This window comes from Streptomyces carpinensis, from assembly GCF_002154505.1.
In the GTDB taxonomy this organism is placed as follows: Bacteria; Actinomycetota; Actinomycetes; order Streptomycetales; family Streptomycetaceae; genus Streptomyces; species Streptomyces carpinensis.
On sequence record NZ_MUBM01000064.1, the window covers coordinates 57,837 to 76,884 of the forward strand.

Genomic DNA, 19,048 nt, shown 5'->3' on the forward strand with positions numbered 1-19,048 from the left:
GAAGAGGTGCCGCTGGGCGTCCGGTCCTCGAGTACGGCCTGACTGCCGGGCGGCTGGGCACCCGGGCCCGGTACTCGTCGGAATAGAAGCGGTGCCTCGGTCTCGGCGGCGGAGAGCGCGAACGGGGTGTGCTTCCCGAACTCCTGCTGGGTCAGCCTCTCGTCATCGGCGAAGGCCAAGCCGGAGCGGCGGTCGGCCGCGTTCCGGGCGGCGTTCGGGTCGGCGTCGCAGGAGGCCTGACGGGTCGACATCTCGGGGCTTGTGCCATGCCGTTGACGTCGCCCGCGTGGCCGTCCGCCTCGCCGTCGGCGGGGTACGGCTCCGAGGAGAGCCGCGAGCGGTAACCGGGGACGGCCGGGTCGTCGGGGTGCGGTGAGCGCCTTGTGGAGGACGTCGTCCGGGGCCGGTGCCGGCACCTGCCGTCCGACGCCGCGGAGGAGGAGTTCGGCTGCCGGGGGGTAGTCGATGCCGCACAAGCGAATGGGAGAGGCGGGAGTACGGCTGCTGCCGGAGAGGCGGCGGGCGCGGCGCGCGTACACCGGCCTACGCCGCGTGAACGGCGTAGGGCCCCTCGCCGGCGTGAGCGCGGTCCACTACGACCCGAGCGCGGCGGCACGGCCTGCGCGTGTGCGCCCGCGGCCGCACCGAGGGCCGCACCGGTGCCCTGCTGCTGCGGCACGCCAACGGGCCGCGCCCAGGAGGCACCGGCCGGCCCGGCCGCGGCTGAGCGCGTGCGCCCGCACACCCGCGAACCCGCGCGAGCGGCCGCACCCGGCGGGAGTCGTACGGGTCGCCCGCGAGGTCGTCCGCTCAGCCCGCGAGGTTGTCGGCGAGCTCCTCGGTGAGGTTGGCCTCGGTTCCCGGGATGCCCAGGTCCGAGGCGCGCTTGTCGGCCATGGCCAGCAGCCGGCGGATGCGGCCGGCGACGGCGTCCTTGGTCAGCGGCGGGTCGGCGAGCGCGCCCAGTTCCTCCAGGGAGGCCTGCTTGTGCTCCATGCGCAGCCGGCCCGCGGCCGCGAGGTGCTCGGGCACGTCGTCGCCGAGGATCTCCAGGGCCCGTGCCACGCGGGCACCGGCGGCGACGGCTGCGCGGGCCGAGCGCCGCAGGTTGGCGTCGTCGAAGTTGGCCAGCCGGTTCGCCGTGGCCCGGACCTCGCGGCGCATCCGCCGCTCCTCCCAGGCCAGCACGGACTCGTGGGCGCCCAGACGCGTCAGCAGCGCGCCGATGGCATCACCGTCACGGACGACGACCCGGTCCACTCCGCGCACCTCACGGGCCTTCGCGGCGATGGACAGCCGGCGGGCGGCGCCGACCAGGGCGAGCGCGGCCTCCGGCCCCGGGCAGGTCACCTCCAGCGACGAGGACCGGCCCGGCTCGGTGAGCGAGCCGTGTGCCAGGAAGGCCCCGCGCCAGGCGGCCTCGGCGTCGCAGGTGGCCCCCGAGACCACCTGCGGGGGCAGGCCGCGGATCGGGCGGCCCCGCCCGTCGACGAGACCCGTCTGACGGGCCAGCTGGTCGCCGCCCGCGACGACACGCACGACGTAGCGCGAGCCGCGGCGCAGCCCGCCCGGTGCCATCACGATCAGCTCGGAGCTGTGCCCGAAGATCTCCAGGATGTCCCGCTTCAGCCGCCGCGCCGCCATGGCGGTGTCCAGTTCCGCCTCGATCACGATGCGCCCGCTGACCAGGTGGAGGCCGCCGGCGAACCGCAGAATGGCGGATACCTCCGCCTTCCTGCAGCAGGTCCGGGTGACGGGGAGCCGGGAGATCTCGTCCTTCACCGCTGCCGTCATCGCCATGGGCCGATCCTTCCATGCATCCGAAAAATACGGTCGTACGCGGCGGCCAACAGTTCCGGGTCATGCCGCGGAGTTCCGTCCCTCCGGGCCACCGGCGCCAGCTCGACCGCGGCGCCGAACCGCTTGGCGGCCTCGGTGAGGACTTCGCGGTCAGGCACGGCGGCCTCGTCGGCCAGCACCACGTCCAGGGCGAGTTTAGGGGCGTGTCGTCCCAAAACCTCCAAATGACGCTGCGGGGAGAAGCCCTCGGTTTCTCCCGGCTGCGGGGCGAGGTTCAGGGAGAGAACCCGGCGTGCCTTCGTCTCGGTGAGCGCGTCCAGCAGCTCGGGCACCAGCAGGTGCGGGATGACCGAGGAGAACCAGGAGCCCGGGCCGAGCACCACCCAGTCCGCGTCCAGCACGGCCGCCACGGCCTCCGGAACGGCGGGCGGGTCGCGCGGCACGAGGTGCACGGACTGCACCTCGCCGGGCGTGAGCGCCACCGTGGCCTGTCCGAGGACCGTGTCCACGTCCTCGGGTCGCTCCGGGTCGTGCCCCTTGACCAGGGCCTGGAGCTCGAGCGGTACGGCGGACATGGGCAGCACGCGCCCGTGCGCGCCGAGCAGCTTGCCGACCAGGTCCAGGGCCTGGACGTGGTCGCCGAGCTGCTCCCACAGGGCGACGATCAAGAGGTTGCCGACGGCGTGGTCGTGCAGATCGCCCTGGGAGGTGAAGCGGTGCTGGATGACGCGCGCCCAGGTCTGGCCCCAGTCGTCGTCTCCGCACAGCGCGGCCAGCGCCTTGCGCAGGTCGCCGGGCGGCAGCACACCCAGCTCGTCGCGCAGACGCCCGCTGGAGCCGCCGTCGTCGGCGACGGTGACGACGGCGGTGAGGTCGCCGGTGATCCGGCGCAGTGCGGCGAGCGACGCGGACAGGCCCATGCCGCCACCGAGGGCGACCACCTTGGGCTGGGCACCGCGACGGCGCGGCCGGGCGCCGCGGGCCTCGACGGGGCGGGGCGTGCGCCCGTCGGTCCCCTGGCGGCCCGACCCGGCGGACAGTCGTCCCATCCGTCCCTCGGGCACCGCTCGGCGCAGTCTGCTCAGCCGCGGAGTACGTCCGGTCACTCGCGCCCCATGTCCCGGTGGACGACGACGGTCTCCACGCCCTCGGCCGCGAGCCGTGCGGCGAGCTTCTCCGACATGGCCACCGAGCGGTGCTTGCCGCCCGTGCAGCCGATGGCGATGGTCACGTAGCGCTTTCCCTCGCGGCGGTAGCCGGCCGCGATCAGCCGCAGCAGCTCGGCGTAGCGGTCCAGGAACTCCTTGGCGCCGGGCTGGTTGAAGACGTACCCGGCGACCTCCTCGTTGAGGCCGGTGTAGGGGCGCAGCTCCGGCACCCAGTGCGGGTTGGGCAGGAACCGCATGTCGGCGACCAGGTCGGCGTCGACGGGGAGGCCGTACTTGAAGCCGAAGGACATCACCGTGGCCCGCAGCTCGGGCTCCTCCTCGCCGGCGAACTGGGCGTCCATCTTGGCGCGCAGCTCGTGCACGTTGAGGCTGGAGGTGTCGATCACCAGGTCGGCGTCGCCGCGCAGCTCGCGCAGCAGCTCCCGCTCGGCGGCGATGCCGTCGACGATGCGGCCGTCGCCCTGGAGGGGGTGGGGCCGGCGCACCGACTCGAAGCGGCGCACCAGGGCTTCGTCGGAGGACTCCAGGAAGACGATCCGCCGGGTGACCTGCCTGGCCTCCAGGTCCGCCAGGGACTCGCGGAGGTTGTCGAAGAAGCGGCGGCCGCGGACGTCGACGACGACCGCGATGCGCGCCACGTTGCCCTGCGAGCGGGCGCCGAGCTCCACCATGGTGGGGATCAGCGCGGGCGGCAGGTTGTCGACGACGAACCAGCCGAGGTCCTCCAGACACTTGGCGGCCGTGGACCGGCCGGCCCCGGACATGCCGGAGATGATCACCAGCTCGGGGATGGCCGCGTCGGGGACGCCGGCCGTGTCGATGCCCGTACTCACCTGTGCTCCGTTTTCCCGGACCGCGGGCTGCCGCTGGTCCTCGCGTGGTTCCTCGCGGGCCTGATCCCGCCGCTCCGTGGGGTGAGCCTGATCCGGCCGCTGTGTGGGCTGTTCGTGGTGCTCGGTCATGTCTCCTGCCCCCGTCGTTCGTCCGGGGCGCCCGTGGGCACGGGCGCCCCTGCGGCACCGGCGGTCGCTCCGGATGCCGTCTCTTCCACGTCTTCCATGATCTCTCCGGTCGCCGTGTTCACGGCCGGGGCGGCCGGGGCCGCCTGGGCGAGGGCGACGGCGACGGTCTCGGCCGTCTTGCGGCCTATGCCGGGTACCTCGCAGATCTGGTCGACGGTGGCGGACCGCAGCCTCTTCACCGAGCCGAAATGCTTGATCAGCGCCCGTTTGCGGGTCTCTCCGAGGCCCGGCACCTCGTCCAGGGGGCCCGCGCGGAACCGCTTGGCCCGCTTGGTGCGCTGGTAGGTGATGGCGAAGCGGTGGGCCTCGTCACGGACGCGCTGCAGCAGGTACAGCCCCTCGCTGGTGCGGGGCAGCACCACCGGGTCGTCGTCGCCGGGCAGCCACACCTCCTCCAGGCGCTTGGCCAGGCCGCACACGGCGATGTCGTCGATGCCGAGCTCGTCCAGGGCCCGCCGGGCGGCGGCGACCTGGGGCTGCCCGCCGTCGACGACGACGAGCTGCGGAGGGTAGGCGAAGCGCTTGGGGCGCCCGTCGTCCTCGGTGAGGGCGCCGACGGGACCGTCGGGCGTGTCCTCGGCGGGGGCCTCACCGGCCGTGGCGGCGTACTCGCCGTCGGCCCACTCGCCGGTCCTCTCCTTCTCGGCCAGATAGCGCTTGAAGCGCCGGGTGATCACCTCGTGCATGGAGCGGACGTCGTCCTGCCCCTCGAACCCCCTGATCTGGAAGCGGCGGTACTCGCTCTTGCGCTGCAGCCCGTCCTCGAAGACCACCATGGACGCCACCACGTCCTCGCCCTGGAGGTGGGAGATGTCGTAGCACTCGATGCGGAGCGGGGCGCTGTCCAGGTCGAGTGCCTCGGCGATCTCCTCCAGGGCGCGCGAGCGGGTGGTCAGGTCGGAGGCGCGCTTGGTCTTGTGCAGCACGAGCGCCTGCTGGGCGTTGCGCTGCACGGTCTCCATGAGCGCCTTCTTGTCGCCGCGCTGGGGGATGCGCAGCGACACGCCCGAGCCGCGGCGGTCGGTGAGCCACTGCTGCACCGGCTCGACCGGGTCGGGCAGGGCGGGGACGAGGACCTCCTTGGGGACGGCGTCCCCGCTCTCCTCGCCGTACAGCTGCTGCAGGGCGTGTTCGACGAGGGCGCCGGTGGTGACGTCCTCGACCTTGTCGGTCACCCAGCCGCGCTGACCGCGCACGCGCCCGCCGCGCACGTGGAAGATCTGCACGGCGGCCTCCAGCTCGTCCTCGGCGACCGCGACGAGGTCGGCGTCGGTCGCGTCGGCGAGCACGACCGCGTTCTTCTCCATGGCCTTCTTCAGGGCCCCGATGTCGTCGCGCAGGCGCGCCGCCCGCTCGTACTCCATCTCCTCGGCCGCCTGCGTCATCTGCTGCTCCAGGCGGCGCAGGTAGGTGCCCGTGCGGCCGGCCATGAAGTCGCTGAACTCCTCGGCCAGCTCCCGGTGGTCCTCGGCGGAGATCCGGCCCACGCACGGCGCGGAGCACTTGCCGATGTAGCCGAGGAGGCAGGGGCGGCCGGTGCGGGCGGCGTTCTTGAAGACGCCGGCCGAGCAGGTGCGCACGGGGAAGACGCGCAGCAGCAGGTCGACGGTGTCGCGGATGGCCCACGCGTGGGCGTACGGCCCGAAGTAGCGCACACCCTTCTTCTTGTGGCCGCGCATGACCTGGACGCGCGGGAACTCCTCGTTCATCGTCACCGCGAGGTACGGGTAGCTCTTGTCGTCGCGGTACTTGACGTTGAACCGGGGGTCGTACTCCTTGATCCAGGAGTACTCCAGCTGGAGGGCCTCGACCTCCGTGGACACCACGGTCCACTCCACCGACGCGGCCGTGGTGACCATGCTGCGGGTGCGCGGGTGGAGGTTGGCCAGATCCTGGAAGTAGTTCGCCAGGCGCTGGCGCAGGCTCTTCGCCTTTCCGACGTAGATCACCCGGCGGTGCTCGTCCCGGAACCGGTAGACCCCGGGAGAGTCCGGGATGTCTCCCGGCTTGGGGCGGTAGCTGGAGGGGTCGGCCATGTCTCACACCCTACTGGCGAGGAGTGACAGCGCGGCGAGGCTGTGGACAACGCGCTCGGCCCCGCCCTCGCGGGGAGCACTCCACCCCTCGGCGGGCGGTGCGGACTCCGCCCGACAAGCATGCGGACTCCCCCTCCGCGAGGGGTGCGGACTCGGCCAGGACTACGCCGCCGTCCGGTCTCAGGTGTTGTCGGGACTTGGTCAACACGCTTCAATGCGGGGGAAGTCGGGGCCGTGGGGGTGGCCCCTGCGACTCGCGTGAACGGTCTGACCAGCCGTTGTGCATCCGCACCTTCACAGAAAGGCCCGTGCATGCCGCACGCCCCTCAGCAGACGGACGTCGCCGTCCCGGAACTGGACACGGCCCTGCGGGGCGGTCCGTTCCATGTGGCGCTGCGCGCCGCGATCGCCGCCCGCGGGCTGCCGCTGCAGCGCGTGCAGCACCACCTGTCGCGCTACGGGGTCCGGGTCGGCGTCACCAGTCTGAGCTACTGGCAGCAGGGGGCCCGGCGTCCGCAGCGCCCGGAGTCGCTGCGGGCCGTACGGGCCCTGGAGGAGATCCTGCGGCTGCCGGACGAGTCGCTGATCCGTCTGCTGGCCGAGAACGGCGGGGACCGGGAGCGCCCCGCACCAGGACGGCCCGCTTCCCGCTCCTACCGCTCCCTCGTCGAGGCCTCCGGTGTGCTGCACCGGCTGCTGGCGGAGCTGGACATCCCGCGCGACGGCGGGCTGCAGACACTCGGGCACCACGAGCGGGTACGGATCGGCGCGCGCCACGAACTGGCCGGGCGCGAGTCGCAGCACATCGTGCGCGCCCTGCGGGACGGCGTGGACCGCTTCGTCGCGGTCCACCACGGCGACCCGGACTGCGTGCCGGAACGGATGACCGTGCAGGCGCTGGAGAACTGCCGCACCGGACGCGTGCGCCGGCACCACGACACGGGGGTGCTCGTGGCCGAGTTGCTCTTCGACACCCGGCTGCGGGCCGGCGACACGTACCTCTTCCGGTACGCCGTCGAGGACGGCACGGCCGGTGTGTCGCGCGAGTACGTCCGGGGCTTCGACTCGGCCGGTGGGCAGTACGCCCTTCAGGTACGGTTCGACGCCGGTGCCCTCCCGGTGCGCTGCCACCGGTTCACGCAGCACTCGGCGGCGGCCCCGCGCAGCGGCTGGCAGGAGCTGCCGGTGAGCGAACGGCACCGCTCGGTCCACCTCGTCGAGCCGCGCGTGCGGTCCGGGATGGTCGGGATCGGCTGGGACTGGGAGTAGCCGCCACGGCCCGGGGGTGGCCGGGACGCTCGCCCCAGGGCGCCAACCGCTCACCCCGTGGTGGCCGGGACGGTCACTCCCGAGGAGGTGGGGCGGGTCAGGCCTCGGGGCCCGCGACGATCTTGCCGCCGCTCGCGCGCACCGGGAGTTCGGCCAGCGGCTCGGTGGCCGGGGACTGCACCACCCTGCCGGTCGTGGCGTCGAACCGGCTGCCGTGGCAGGGGCAGATCAGAGTGGTGCCCTGGAGCTTGTTGATCGGGCACCCCGCGTGCGTGCAGACCGTGCTGAACGCCTTCAGGGCGCCGCTCGCGTCCCGGCTGACGACCACGTTGTGGTCCCGGTACAGTTTGGCGCCGCCCTTGGGGACCTCGCTCTCGGAGCCGAGGTCCACCGGGGCCGTCGGGGTGGCGGAACCCGAGGCGCTGCCGCCCTCCGGCCCGCAGGCGGCGAGCCCGAGCCCGGCGACGGGCGTCAGGGCCGCACCTCTGAGGATCGTACGGCGGCTCGCGGGCGGACGGCCGGGCATGGGGAACTCCACTGGTCGCAGGGCTGTGCACGCCGACGATACCCATCGCGTCCACGGGCTCCGGGAGCGGGTCGGCCGGACACGGCTGGACGTAAGCGTTTGCGCAAGCGTTTACGTCCGGCCGGGAATGGGATACGGTCCGGGCCACGAAGCCGTGCGGCGGACTCGGCAGGGCCCGCACGGCGGACCGGGGACCAGGGCGGCACGGCGCTGCCGTGACGAGAGCCGCGCGGCGGCTCGGGGAGGAACACGCGATGCCGACCATGGCCGACGTGGCGCGCAGCGCCGGGGTCTCCGTGGCGACCGTCTCGCACGTGCTGAACGGCACCCGTCCCGTGCTGCCCCACACCCGTCAGGCGGTGCTGGACGCCGTGGAGGAGCTCGGCTACACGCCCAACGGCCTCGCCCGCTCGCTGGTCACCTCCCGCACCCGGTCCATCGGGCTCGCGGTGTCCGCCATCAGCAACCCGTACTTCACGGAGATCCTCCAGGGAGTCGAGTCCAGCGCCCTGGAGCACGGCTACGGCCTGCTCATCGCCGATCCGCACGACGACCCCGTGCACGAACGCAAGGTGGCGCAGCTCCTGCACGAGCGCCGGGTGGACGGCTTGATCGTCGCGCCGTCGGCCCGTCCGCAGGAACTCGTCGCCTACCTCACGCGTCACGCCGTTCCGGCCGTGTTCCTGGACCGGCTCATCCACTCCGGGACGGACGCCGGTTCCCCGGAGGCATCAGGGCAGCGGGAGGCACCTGGGCGCCGGGAGGCGCCGGGGCCCCAGGGGGCGCCCGGCTTCGACCAGGTCTGCGCCGACGGCGCCGAACCGACGGCCCGGCTCGTCACGCACCTCGCCTCCCTCGGCCACCGCCGGATCGGCCTGGTCGCGGGCCTGCCCGGCCTCAGCACGACCACCGAGCGGATCACCGGTTACCGGCACGGTCTGGCCGCCGCCGGGCTCCCCCACGACGAGCGGCTCGTCGTGCACGGCGACTCCTCGGCGGACGGCGCCGAACGCGCCACCGCTGCCCTGCTCTCCCTCGCCGTGCCTCCCACCGCCCTCGTCACCGCCAACAACGCGATGACCATCGGCGCACTGCGCGCGCTGCGCGAGCGCGGTCTGTCCGTGCCCGGGGACATGGCGCTGTGCTGCTTCGACGACTTCGACTGGGCCGACCTGTTCTCGCCGCGGCTGACCGCCGTCGCCCAGCCCGGCAGGGAGCTCGGCGCCCGGGCCGTGCAGGTGCTGCTGGACCGTCTCGCCGCCCCGGACCGGCCCGCCCGCACCGTGCGCCTGCCCTGCACGTTCGTTCACCGCACCTCCTGCGGCTGCCCCGCTCGGCCCGAGAAAGGAACCGACTCGTGATCGTCGTCGCCGGTGAGGCCCTGATCGACCTGGTACCGCGGGGCGCGGGCGCCCTCGCGGACCTCAAGCCGGCGCTCGGCGGCGGCCCGTACAACACGGCCGTGGCGCTGGGCCGCCTCGGCTCCCCCACGGCCTTCTGCTCCCGCACGTCCTACGACGCCTTCGGCCAGGCGCTGCTCGACGGGCTGCGCCTGGCCGAGGTGGACGTCTCCGGCGTGCAGCGCGGCGGCGAGCCGACCACGCTGGCGGTCGCCACGGTCGGCACCGACGGCTCCGCCGCCTACTCCTTCTACGTCGAGGGAACCGCCGACCGCCTGTTCAGCATGCCCGCCGAACTGCCCGCGGGGACCCGCGCGGTGTCCTTCGGCACCTGCTCACTGGTACTGGAGCCGGGTGCGAGCGCCTACGAGCAGCTGATGCGGAGCGCGGCGGCCCAGGGCGTGTTCACCGCGCTCGACCCGAACATCCGGGCGGGGCTGATCCCGGACGCGGACGCCTACCGGGCCCGGTTCCGCGGTTGGCTGCCCTCGGTCTCCCTGCTGAAGCTCTCCGAGGAGGACGCGCGATGGCTGGGCGGCACTCCGCGCGAGTGGCTGGCCGCCGGGCCCTCGGCCGTTGTGATCACCCACGGGGGTGACGGGCTCTCCGTCCACACCCGGGACGGTGCGGAGCACTCCGTGCCGGGCGAGAAGGTCGACGTCGTCGACACGATCGGTGCGGGCGACACCGTGAACGCGGCCCTGCTGCACGGTCTGGCCGCGCATGACGCCCTTTCCGCCGAGGGGCTGGCCGGTCTCGGCGCCGCGGGCTGGACCCGGCTGCTGCGGTTCGCGGCGCGGGCGGCCGCGATCACCTGCTCCCGCGCGGGGGCGGAGCCGCCGTACGCGTCGGAGGTGGGCGCGCCGTAGCGGCGCGCCGCCGAGGCGCAACAGCCGGACGCCCCGNNCGGGGCGTCCGGCTGTTGCGCGTCCGTACGCGCCTGTCCGATCAGGCCTTGCGAGCCCGCGCGGTCTTCTTCGCGGGCACCGTCTTCTTGGCGGTCGCGGCCTTCTTGCTCGCCGTGCCGTCGGCGGTCTTGGCCGTGGCCGTCCGCCGGGTCGTGGAGGCGGCCGCCACCGCCTTGCCGGCGGTGGCCCTGCGCGGGGCCTTCACCGGTTCCGCGTCGCTGATCCGGTCGGCGCCCAGGATCTCCCGCAGGAACTTGCCCGTGTGGCTGGCCGGGACCCCGGCGACCTGCTCGGGGGTGCCCTCGGCGACGACCAGGCCGCCGCCGGCGCCGCCCTCCGGGCCCATGTCGACGACCCAGTCGGCGGTCTTGATCACATCGAGGTTGTGCTCGATGACGATGACCGTGTTGCCCTTGTCGACCAGGCCGGACAGGACCTTCAGCAGCTTGCTGATGTCCTCGAAGTGCAGACCGGTGGTCGGCTCGTCCAGGACGTAGACCGTGCGTCCGGTGGAGCGCTTCTGCAGTTCGCTGGCGAGCTTCACGCGCTGTGCCTCACCGCCGGACAGGGTGGTCGCGGACTGGCCGAGCCGGACGTAGCCGAGGCCGACGTCCTTCAGGGTCCTCAGGTGCCGGGAGATGGCCGGGACGGCCTCGAAGAAGTCGGTGGCCTCCTCGATGGGCATGTTCAGCACGTCTGCGATGGACTTGCCCTTGTAGTGGACCTCCAGGGTCTCCCGGTTGTAGCGGGCGCCGTGGCAGACCTCGCAGGGGACGTAGACGTCCGGGAGGAAGTTCATCTCGATCTTGATGGTGCCGTCGCCCGCGCAGTTCTCGCAGCGGCCGCCCTTGACGTTGAAGGAGAAGCGGCCGGGCTGGTAGCCGCGGACCTTCGCCTCGGTGGTCTCGGCGAACAGCTTGCGGATGTGGTCGAAGACGCCCGTGTACGTCGCCGGGTTGGACCTCGGGGTGCGGCCGATGGGCGACTGGTCGACGTGCACCACCTTGTCGACGAGGTCGTCGCCGTCCACCCGGGTGTGCCGCCCGGGGACGTTGCGCGCGCCGTTCAGCTCGCGGGCCAGGTGCGTGTACAGGATGTCGTTGACCAGGGTCGACTTGCCGGAACCGGAGACGCCGGTGACGGCCGTGAAGACGCCCAGCGGGAAGGACACGTCGATGTCCTGCAGGTTGTTCTCCCGGGCGCCGTGCACGGTGAGCTGCCGGGACAGGTCGCGCGGTCGCCGGATGTCGGGCAACGGGATCGACTTCTTGCCGGCCAGGTACTGCCCGGTCTGCGACTCGGCGTTGGCCAGCAGCTCCTTCAGGGAGCCGCTGTGCACGACCTCGCCGCCGTGCTCGCCCGCGCCGGGACCGATGTCGACGACCCAGTCGGCGACCTTGATGGTGTCCTCGTCGTGCTCGACGACGATGAGGGTGTTGCCCATGTCGCGCAGCCGGACCAGGGTCTCGATCAGCCGGTGGTTGTCGCGCTGGTGCAGGCCGATGGACGGCTCGTCCAGCACGTACAGAACGCCGACGAGACCCGAGCCGATCTGGGTGGCCAGGCGGATGCGCTGGGCCTCGCCGCCGGAGAGCGTGCCGGCCGCGCGGTTCAGCGAGAGGTAGTCCAGGCCGACGTCGACCAGGAACCGCAGCCGCTCGTTGACCTCCTTGAGCACGCGTTCGGCGATCTTCTTGTCGCGGGCGTCGAGCTTCAGCCCCCGCAGGAAGTCCGCGCAGTCGCTGATCGACATCGCGGAGATCTCGGCGATCGACTTGCCCATGAGCGTGACCGCGAGGACCACCGGCTTCAGGCGGGTGCCCTCACAGGTCGGGCAGGGCACCTCGCGCATGTAGCCCTCGAAGCGCTCACGGCTGGCGTCGCTCTCGGCCTCGCTGTGCCGGCGCTTGACGAAGGGCACGGCGCCCTCGAACGGCGTGGTGTACACGCGCTCGCGCCCGTACCGGTTGCGGTAGCGGACCTCGATTTGCGTCTTGTGGCCGTACAGCAGGGCCTTCCTGGCACGCTGCGGCAGCCCCGCGAACGGGATGTCGGTGCGGAAGCCCAGGGCGTCGGCGAGAGCGCCGATCAGACGGCCGAAGTAGTCCTTGGTGTGCCCGTGCGACCAGGGGTGGATGGCGCCCTCGTCGAGGGTCTTCTCCTCGTCGGGGACGATCAGGTCCGGGTCGACCTCCATGCGCGTGCCGATGCCGGTGCACTCGGGGCAGGCGCCGAAGGGCGAGTTGAAGGAGAAGGAGCGGGGCTCCATCTCCTCGAAGGACAGGTCGTCGTAGGGGCAGTACAGGTGCTCCGAGTACATGCGCTCGCGCTCGGGGTCGTCCTCGGGGAGGTCGACGAAGTCGAGCACGACCATGCCGCCGGACAGGCCGAGGGCGGTCTCCACGGAGTCGGTCAGGCGGCGCTTGGCGCTGTCCTTCACCGTGAGGCGGTCGACGACCACCTCGATGGTGTGCTTCTCCTGCTTCTTCAGCGTGGGCGGGCTGGAGAGCTGGACGGTCTCGCCGTCCACGCGCGCGCGGGAGTAGCCCTTGGCCTGCAGGTCGGCGAAGAGGTCGACGAACTCGCCCTTGCGCTCGCGCACCAGCGGCGACAGGACCTGGAAGCGGCTCCCCTCCGGCAGCTCCAGCACCTTGTCGACGATGGCCTGCGGCGACTGGCGCGAGATCGGGCGACCGCACTCGGGACAGTGCGGCTTGCCGATGCGCGCGAAGAGCAGACGGAGGTAGTCGTAGACCTCGGTGATCGTGCCGACCGTCGAGCGCGGGTTGCGCGAGGTCGACTTCTGGTCGATGGAGACCGCCGGGGAGAGACCTTCGATGAAGTCGACGTCCGGCTTGTCCATCTGGCCGAGGAACTGCCGGGCGTACGAGGAGAGCGACTCCACGTAGCGCCGCTGTCCCTCGGCGAAGATCGTGTCGAAGGCCAGGGAGGACTTGCCCGACCCGGACAGGCCCGTGAAGACGATGAGCGAGTCCCGAGGCAGGTCGAGCGAGACGTTCTTCAGGTTGTGCTCGCGCGCGCCACGGACGATGAGACGGTCGGCCACGCCGGTCCGCACCTTTCTTGAGAGAAGTGACAGGGGCGGGGCCCCCGTGCTTCTTCAGACTAGGGGGAGCCACTGACAACGCCGGGGGGAATCCCGGATCCGCCTGGTGGGTGAACAAACCCCGGCTCTCCAGCATGCCCGACGCCATGGACGACCTTATAGCACGCGCATTCGATTTTCGGCCGCGCTCCGCCACCTTCACCCGATGGTGTGGCGCGGCTAGGGTCGGGCCCATGATTGATCACGCTCGTGACCTGGCGTCTGTACAGAACGCCACCGATCGACTGCTCAACGCGGTCGCCAAACTGGACAACGCGGCTGTGACGGACGAGTCACGGTTGCCCGGCTGGACCCGCGGCCACGTCCTCGCCCACCTCGCCCGCAACGCGGACGCGCTCGTGAACGTTCTGGAGGGACGTCCCATGTACGCCTCCGCCGAGGCGCGGGACGCGGACATCGAGCGGGACGCCCCGCGCTCCCTCGACGCCCAGGTCTCCGATTTGCGCACGAGCGCGGCCCGGTTCCAGGAGGTCGGCACGGTGCCCGCGGACTGGTCGCGCACCGTGGAGCTGCGCAACGGGGTCACCGACTCCGCCTCCCGGGTGCCGTTCCGGCGCTGGGTGGAGGTCGAGCTGCACCATGTGGACCTCGACATCGGCTACGAGCTGGAGGACGTTCCGAGCGAGTTCGTGGAGCGGGAGATCGACTTCCTCGCACAGCGCTTCTCGGGCCACCCCGAAGTGCCCCCGACCCGCCTGACGGACGGCACGCACACCTGGAGCACGGGCCGGGAGGCGGCCGGGCCGGCGGTCACCGTCACGGGAGCCCGGGCCGACCTGCTCGGCTGGCTCGCCGGACGACGCGACGGATCCGCGCTCACGGTGACGGGCGGCGCGCTTCCGGCGCTTCCCCCGCTGTAACACCCGGACGTGCGGCGCCTGTACGTCCCTCTGACCGCGGCACGTCGACGGCCCTCGGGCGGCCCCACCGCAGACGGCCCGCGGGGCCCTGCCGCTATAGGCTGACCGCCATGACGTACAGCGGAGAGGTGACGGTCGGCGGCCCGGCGGACGTGCACGAGCTGAAGGACCTGATGATCACCAAGATCGCGGTCGGCCCGATGGACAACAACGCCTATCTGCTGCGCTGCCGGGCCACCGACGAGCAGTTGCTGATCGACGCGGCCAACGACGCGCACACGCTGCTCGGGATGATCGGTGACGACGGGATCGCGTCCGTCGTCACCACCCACCGGCACGGCGACCACTGGCAGGCGCTGGCCGAGGTGGTGGCGGCCACGGGCGCGCGCACGTACGCGGGCCGGGAGGACGCCGGGGGCATCCCGGTGCCGACCGATGTCCCGGTCGACGACGGCGACACCATCCGGGTGGGGCAGGTCGAGCTCACCGCGCGCCACCTCGTGGGTCACACCCCGGGTTCGATCGCGCTCGTCTACGACGACCCGCACGGGCACCCGCACGTGTTCACGGGCGACTGCCTCTTCCCCGGCGGTGTGGGCAACACCCACAAGAACCCGAAGGCGTTCGCCAGTCTGATCCACGACGTCGAGACGAAGATCTTCGACGTCCTCCCGGACGAGACCTGGGTCTACCCCGGTCACGGCAACGACACCACGCTGGGCTCGGAGCGCCCGCATCTGCCGGAGTGGCACGCGCGCGGGTGGTGAGTCGCGGCACGTGCGCGGGTGGCGAGCCGGTCGCGGGGTGCCTCTCGCACCCCGTGTGAACCCTTCGCGCGCGCGGGCCGCAGGCGTGCGCTCCCCCGCGGTCTGCGGCGCAGTCAACTGGTGGCAGCCCCGCACAGGATGACGGTTCCTGGGCGGCACGGGCCGCCGGTCCTCACTCCCTGCCCTCGGCCGGCGGCCCGACCCGATGCCGGAGCGCGGCCCCGCCGGGCGCGTCTACGCCTGAGTGCGCCTTGCGCCTGTGAGCGTCGCCACCCGCTCCACCGCGAACGCGTATCCCTGCACCCCGCAGCCGGCGATGACGCCGTCGGCGCGCAGCGACACGTACGAGTGGTGCCGGAACGACTCGCGCTGGTGGATGTTGGAGATGTGCACCTCCACCACCGGCAGCCCGTCGCAGGTGTTGAGCGCATCCAGGATGGCGACGGAGGTGTGGGAGTAGGCGGCCGGGTTGATCACGATGCCGCAGTGGTTCAGCCGTGCCTCGTGGATCCAGTCGACGAGTTCGCCCTCGTGGTTGGACTGCCGGAAGTCCACGGTGCCGCCGTGCGCGGCGGCCGCCTTCACACACAGGGCCTCGATGTCCGCGAGCGTGTCGGAACCGTAGATCTCCGGCTGCCGCTGCCCGAGCAGATTCAGGTTGGGGCCGTTGAGGATCATGATCGGGGCGTTGGCCAGGCTGCGGGGCACGGTTCCTCCGGGTCCGTTCGGGTACGGCCGTGCGTCGACGGCCGCTGCTCGAACCCGGTTTATCACGGCATGCCGGCCCGTCCTTCCCGGGTGGGGCCCTGCCTCTCACCTGCCGCCCGCGCCTGCCTCGGGCCTCCCCCGGCGCCCGCCCTAGGGATTGATCGCCAGTTCCAGGTACGCCGCGAAGATCACCAGGTGAACTCCGCCCTGGAGCGGCGTGGCCCGGCCCGGAACCACGGTCAGCGAGGCGACCACCACCGTGAGCAGGAGCAGCAGCATGTGGGTGGAGCCGAGGCCCAGGACGAGTGGCCCGGAGAGCCACACGGAGGCCAGCGCGACGGCCGGGATGGTCAGGCCGATGCTGGCCATCGCGGAGCCGAGGGCGAGGTTGAGGCTGGTCTGCACCCGGTCGCGCCGGGCGGAGCGCAGTGCGGCGATGGTCTCGGGCAGCAGCACCAGCAACGCGATGATCACGCCGACGACGGCGTGGTGCAACCCGGCGGCGGCCACCCCGGACTCGATGGTCGGAGAGACGCCCTTCGCCAGTCCGACGACGCCGACGAGGGCGAGTCCCAGCAGGACGAGACTGATCCAGGCCGTGCGGGCGGAGGGGCGCTCCGCGTGTTCGGAGGGGATCACCTCGCCGTGCCGGGTGATGGGCAGGAAGTAGTCGCGGTGGCGCACGGTCTGGGTGGTCACGAACAGGCCGTAGAGGATCAGTGAGGACAGCGCGGCGAAGGTGAGCTGGATACCGGAGAACTGCGGTCCCGGCCTGCTGGTGGTGAACGTCGGCAGCACCAGGCTGAGGGTGGCCAGGGTCGCCACGGTGGCGAGGGCGGCACCGGTGCCCTCGGCGTTGAAGACGGCCGTGCGGTGGCGGATCGAGGCGACGAGGAGGCTCAGCCCCACGACGCCGTTGCAGGTGATCATCACGGCCGCGAACACCGTGTCCCGGGCGAGGGTCGCGCTCTTGTCGCCGCCGTCCACCATGAGGGTGACGATGAGGGCCACCTCGATCACGGTGACGGCGACGGCGAGGACAAGGGAGCCGAAGGGTTCGCCGACGCGGTGGGCGATCACTTCGGCGTGGTGCACGGCCGACAGCACCGCGCCGGCGAGCACCACGGTCACCAGCACGACGACCGCGACGGGCAGGCTGCGTCCCCAGGTGAGGATCAGCAGGACGACCGCGAACAACGGCACGACGGTCGTCCACACGTTGGTGAGCGCCATGAGCCGCGTGATCATGCTGCGATCGTCGCAGAGGCCCGCCGGGTTCGCATGCCGGTGCGGACGCCGGGTCTCGGCCCCCGCACCGCGGTGCTGCGGGGACCGGTGCTCGGTCGTGGTGGGCCGTTGGTCGAGTGCGTGACGGTCAGGCATCGATGCTGTCCTTTCGGGCACCGCCGCCCTGCTGTTCGCGCACCTCCTCCACCTCGGCCTGTTTGCGGGAGGCCATCAGGCTGGTGATCGTGGTGACGGCCAGGACGGCGCAGATCACGCCGAGGGAGACCGGGATGCTGATCTCCGGGACGTGAACGCCGGACTCGTGGAGTGCGTGCAGCACCAGCTTGACGCCGATGAAGCCGAGGATGACGGACAGGCCGTAGGACAGGTGCACCAGCTTCTTCAGCAGGCCGCCTATCAGGAAGTACAGCTGCCTGAGGCCCATCAGCGCGAAGGCGTTGGCGGTGAAGACGATGTAGGCGTCCTGGGTCAGGCCGAAGATCGCGGGGATCGAGTCGAGGGCGAAGAGCACGTCGGTGGTGCCGATGGCGAGCATCACCACCAGCATCGGCGTCATCACGCGCTTGCCGTTCTGCCGGAGCCACAGCTTGGTGCCGTGGTAGCGGTCGGCCACGCCGAAGCGGCGCTCGACCGCCTTGAGCAGCTTGTTCTCCTCGAACTCCTCGTCCTCCTCCTCGGACCGGGCCTCCTGGATGAGCTTCCAGGCGGTCCAGATCAGGAAGGCGCCGAACAGGTAGAACACCCACGAGAAGCTGGCGAGGATCGCGGCACCGGCTGCGATGAACGCGGCCCGCAGCACGAGGGCTATGAGAACGCCGACCAGCAGCACCCGCTGCTGGTACTGCGAGGGCACCGCGAACTTCGCCATGATCAGGACGAAGACGAAGAGGTTGTCGACGCTCAGCGACTTCTCGGTGACGAAGCCCGCGAAGAACTCGCCGGCCGGCTGCCCGCCGCCGAAGACGAGCAGGCCGAGCCCGAAGAGGCAGGCCAGGGCGATCCAGACGACGGTCCAGATCCCGGCTTCCCTGATCGACACGTCGTGGGGCTTGCGGCCGATGAAGAAGTCGACCGCGATCAGGGCGGCCAGGCCGAGGATGGTCAGGACCCACAGGGTCACGGAAACTTCCACTGCGCCTCCGGCAAGTACGTCACGGCAAATGAGTCAGCGTCGTCGCTGCCGGAGGTCTCTTCCACCCGGGACGGGCCGACGCCCCGGGATCTGGCCTGATCCGTATTGACGGGTACGCCGCAGCAGATAGGGAGTACTCCCCTCCGTGCGGTAAACAGTACCCGAATCACCAAGGAAAGGTAAAGAGAAAGGTAAAATAAAGACCAATTCGCCTGGTCAGACAGGCTTTACTCGGTCTTGGTCCGTCCTGCGTCCGCAGTCACCGGTGCCCTTCCCGCCGGGCCCTCGCCACCTGCGTGAGCACCTGCTCGAGCACCCGGCTGCCCGGGGGCACCAGCGGCGGCTCGTACGTCCAGGCGTGCCCGACCCAGGGGTCGGCGAGATGGTCCTCGGGGACCGGCGTGAGTCGCAGCAGCGAACGCCACAACGGATCGAGCAACGGACCGTAGGCCGCGGCGTCCTCCCGGTCGGCGATCAGCATCAGGTGGACGCCGACGGCCGGTCCCTCGTCCGCCAGGTAGCGCAGCCGGGTCACGGCGCGGTCGTCGAAGCCGTGCGGGAAGTCGTTGACGATCAGCAGCTGCTCAGAGGTGTCGAACCTCGGCGGCAGCGCGTCCGGTGCGCCGCCGCGCACGGCCATCTGCACCAGGTCGACCCGCTGGGTGAGCCGGCTCAGAACGTCCCTGACACCCGCGGCGCCGGTCGCGGGCGGGCCCTCGAGCACTCCCGTCCGCACCAGCGGTGCCAGCGCCTGCGCCGCGGATCCGGCCGGGTCGATGACGTGCACGCCGAACTCGCCCGCCGGGTGGACGGCGAGCAGCCGGGCGGCGTGCGCCACGGCCGCGTCCATGGCCAGGCGGCGCAGTCGCCCGGCATCGGCGAACGTCTCGCCGGGCATCCCGGAGCGGCCGCTGTCGATCCACAGGCCGCGCTCCAGGGGCAGCCGGACCAGCATGGGGATGCGCAGGGACCGGCTTTCGGGCAGACGGAGGTCGCCCAGCCGCAGGGCCATCGGTATCTCCATCGGCACCCGGTAGCCGTGCCAGACGGGGTTGTCCCAGCCCGCGTACGCGGGC

General features: G+C 71.9%; 14 protein-coding genes and 1 pseudogene. 5 read left to right on the forward strand and 10 right to left on the reverse strand.

The annotated features are described in order from the left end of the window. Positions 1-810 precede the first annotated feature (810 nt). Genes whiA through uvrC form a run of 4 tightly spaced genes read right to left on the reverse strand, consistent with a single transcriptional unit; the run spans position 811 to position 6,027 of the window. Positions 811-1,800, reverse strand: a complete 990-nt coding sequence (gene whiA / locus BZY54_RS09395) for a DNA-binding protein WhiA (RefSeq protein ID WP_086724437.1) — start codon at positions 1,798-1,800, stop codon at positions 811-813. Then, the gene (locus BZY54_RS09400; RefSeq protein ID WP_086724439.1) at positions 1,791-2,906 is read right to left on the reverse strand and encodes a gluconeogenesis factor YvcK family protein; all 1,116 of its coding nucleotides are present in this window, start codon (positions 2,904-2,906) and stop codon (positions 1,791-1,793) included. Before BZY54_RS09400 ends, whiA begins: the two co-directional genes overlap by 10 nt. Then, positions 2,903-3,931: an RNase adapter RapZ gene (gene rapZ, locus BZY54_RS09405; protein ID WP_086724441.1), complete on the reverse strand. Its 1,029-nt coding sequence runs from the start codon at positions 3,929-3,931 to the stop codon at positions 2,903-2,905. Before rapZ ends, BZY54_RS09400 begins: the two co-directional genes overlap by 4 nt. After that, positions 3,928-6,027, reverse strand: coding sequence for an excinuclease ABC subunit UvrC (uvrC, locus tag BZY54_RS09410; RefSeq protein ID WP_086724443.1), 2,100 nt, complete (start codon positions 6,025-6,027; stop codon positions 3,928-3,930). Before uvrC ends, rapZ begins: the two co-directional genes overlap by 4 nt. Positions 6,028-6,339: 312 nt before the next feature. On the opposite strand from uvrC, the gene BZY54_RS09415 reads away from it, so the two are divergent. After that, positions 6,340-7,296: a hypothetical protein gene (locus BZY54_RS09415; RefSeq protein WP_086724445.1), complete on the forward strand. Its 957-nt coding sequence runs from the start codon at positions 6,340-6,342 to the stop codon at positions 7,294-7,296. 97 nt (positions 7,297-7,393) lie between these two features. Here the strand turns inward: BZY54_RS09415 and BZY54_RS09420 are convergent, their stop codons facing one another. Continuing rightward, positions 7,394-7,822: a Rieske (2Fe-2S) protein gene (locus tag BZY54_RS09420; RefSeq protein ID WP_086724447.1), complete on the reverse strand. Its 429-nt coding sequence runs from the start codon at positions 7,820-7,822 to the stop codon at positions 7,394-7,396. 254 nt (positions 7,823-8,076) lie between these two features. On the opposite strand from BZY54_RS09420, the gene BZY54_RS09425 reads away from it, so the two are divergent. Together BZY54_RS09425 and BZY54_RS09430 are read left to right on the forward strand one after the other, a co-directional pair. Continuing rightward, on the forward strand, positions 8,077-9,183 hold the full coding sequence (locus BZY54_RS09425; protein WP_086724449.1) for a LacI family DNA-binding transcriptional regulator: 1,107 nt from the start codon (positions 8,077-8,079) through the stop codon (positions 9,181-9,183). Then, positions 9,180-10,091, forward strand: a complete 912-nt coding sequence (locus BZY54_RS09430; protein ID WP_086724451.1) for a carbohydrate kinase family protein — start codon at positions 9,180-9,182, stop codon at positions 10,089-10,091. The genes BZY54_RS09425 and BZY54_RS09430 overlap by 4 nt, the downstream gene beginning before the upstream one ends. Before the next feature lie 79 nt (positions 10,092-10,170). Here the strand turns inward: BZY54_RS09430 and uvrA are convergent, their stop codons facing one another. Next, positions 10,171-13,197, reverse strand: coding sequence for an excinuclease ABC subunit UvrA (uvrA, locus tag BZY54_RS09435; protein WP_086724453.1), 3,027 nt, complete (start codon positions 13,195-13,197; stop codon positions 10,171-10,173). Positions 13,198-13,430: 233 nt separating this feature from the next. Here uvrA and BZY54_RS09440 point away from each other — a divergent pair, with 233 nt between their 5' ends. Beyond that, on the forward strand, positions 13,431-14,117 hold the full coding sequence (locus BZY54_RS09440) for a maleylpyruvate isomerase family mycothiol-dependent enzyme (RefSeq protein WP_086724455.1): 687 nt from the start codon (positions 13,431-13,433) through the stop codon (positions 14,115-14,117). A gap of 110 nt (positions 14,118-14,227) precedes the next feature. Continuing rightward, the gene (locus tag BZY54_RS09445) at positions 14,228-14,884 is read left to right on the forward strand and encodes an MBL fold metallo-hydrolase (protein WP_086724457.1); all 657 of its coding nucleotides are present in this window, start codon (positions 14,228-14,230) and stop codon (positions 14,882-14,884) included. Positions 14,885-15,118: 234 nt separating this feature from the next. On the opposite strand, the gene aroQ is transcribed toward BZY54_RS09445, so the two are convergent. The 4 genes and pseudogenes from aroQ to BZY54_RS09465 form a co-directional block, all read right to left on the reverse strand. After that, on the reverse strand, positions 15,119-15,592 hold the full coding sequence (aroQ, locus tag BZY54_RS09450; RefSeq protein WP_086724459.1) for a type II 3-dehydroquinate dehydratase: 474 nt from the start codon (positions 15,590-15,592) through the stop codon (positions 15,119-15,121). 150 nt (positions 15,593-15,742) lie between these two features. Beyond that, a complete protein-coding gene (locus tag BZY54_RS09455) occupies positions 15,743-16,840 on the reverse strand; it encodes a calcium:cation antiporter (protein ID WP_086724467.1) in 1,098 nt (365 codons plus the stop codon). A gap of 127 nt (positions 16,841-16,967) precedes the next feature. Next, positions 16,968-17,972: a TerC family protein gene (locus tag BZY54_RS09460; protein ID WP_086724461.1), complete on the reverse strand. Its 1,005-nt coding sequence runs from the start codon at positions 17,970-17,972 to the stop codon at positions 16,968-16,970. A 259-nt stretch (positions 17,973-18,231) separates the two neighbouring features. Further along, positions 18,232-19,048: pseudogene (locus BZY54_RS09465) on the reverse strand (TerD family protein); the annotation flags it as partial.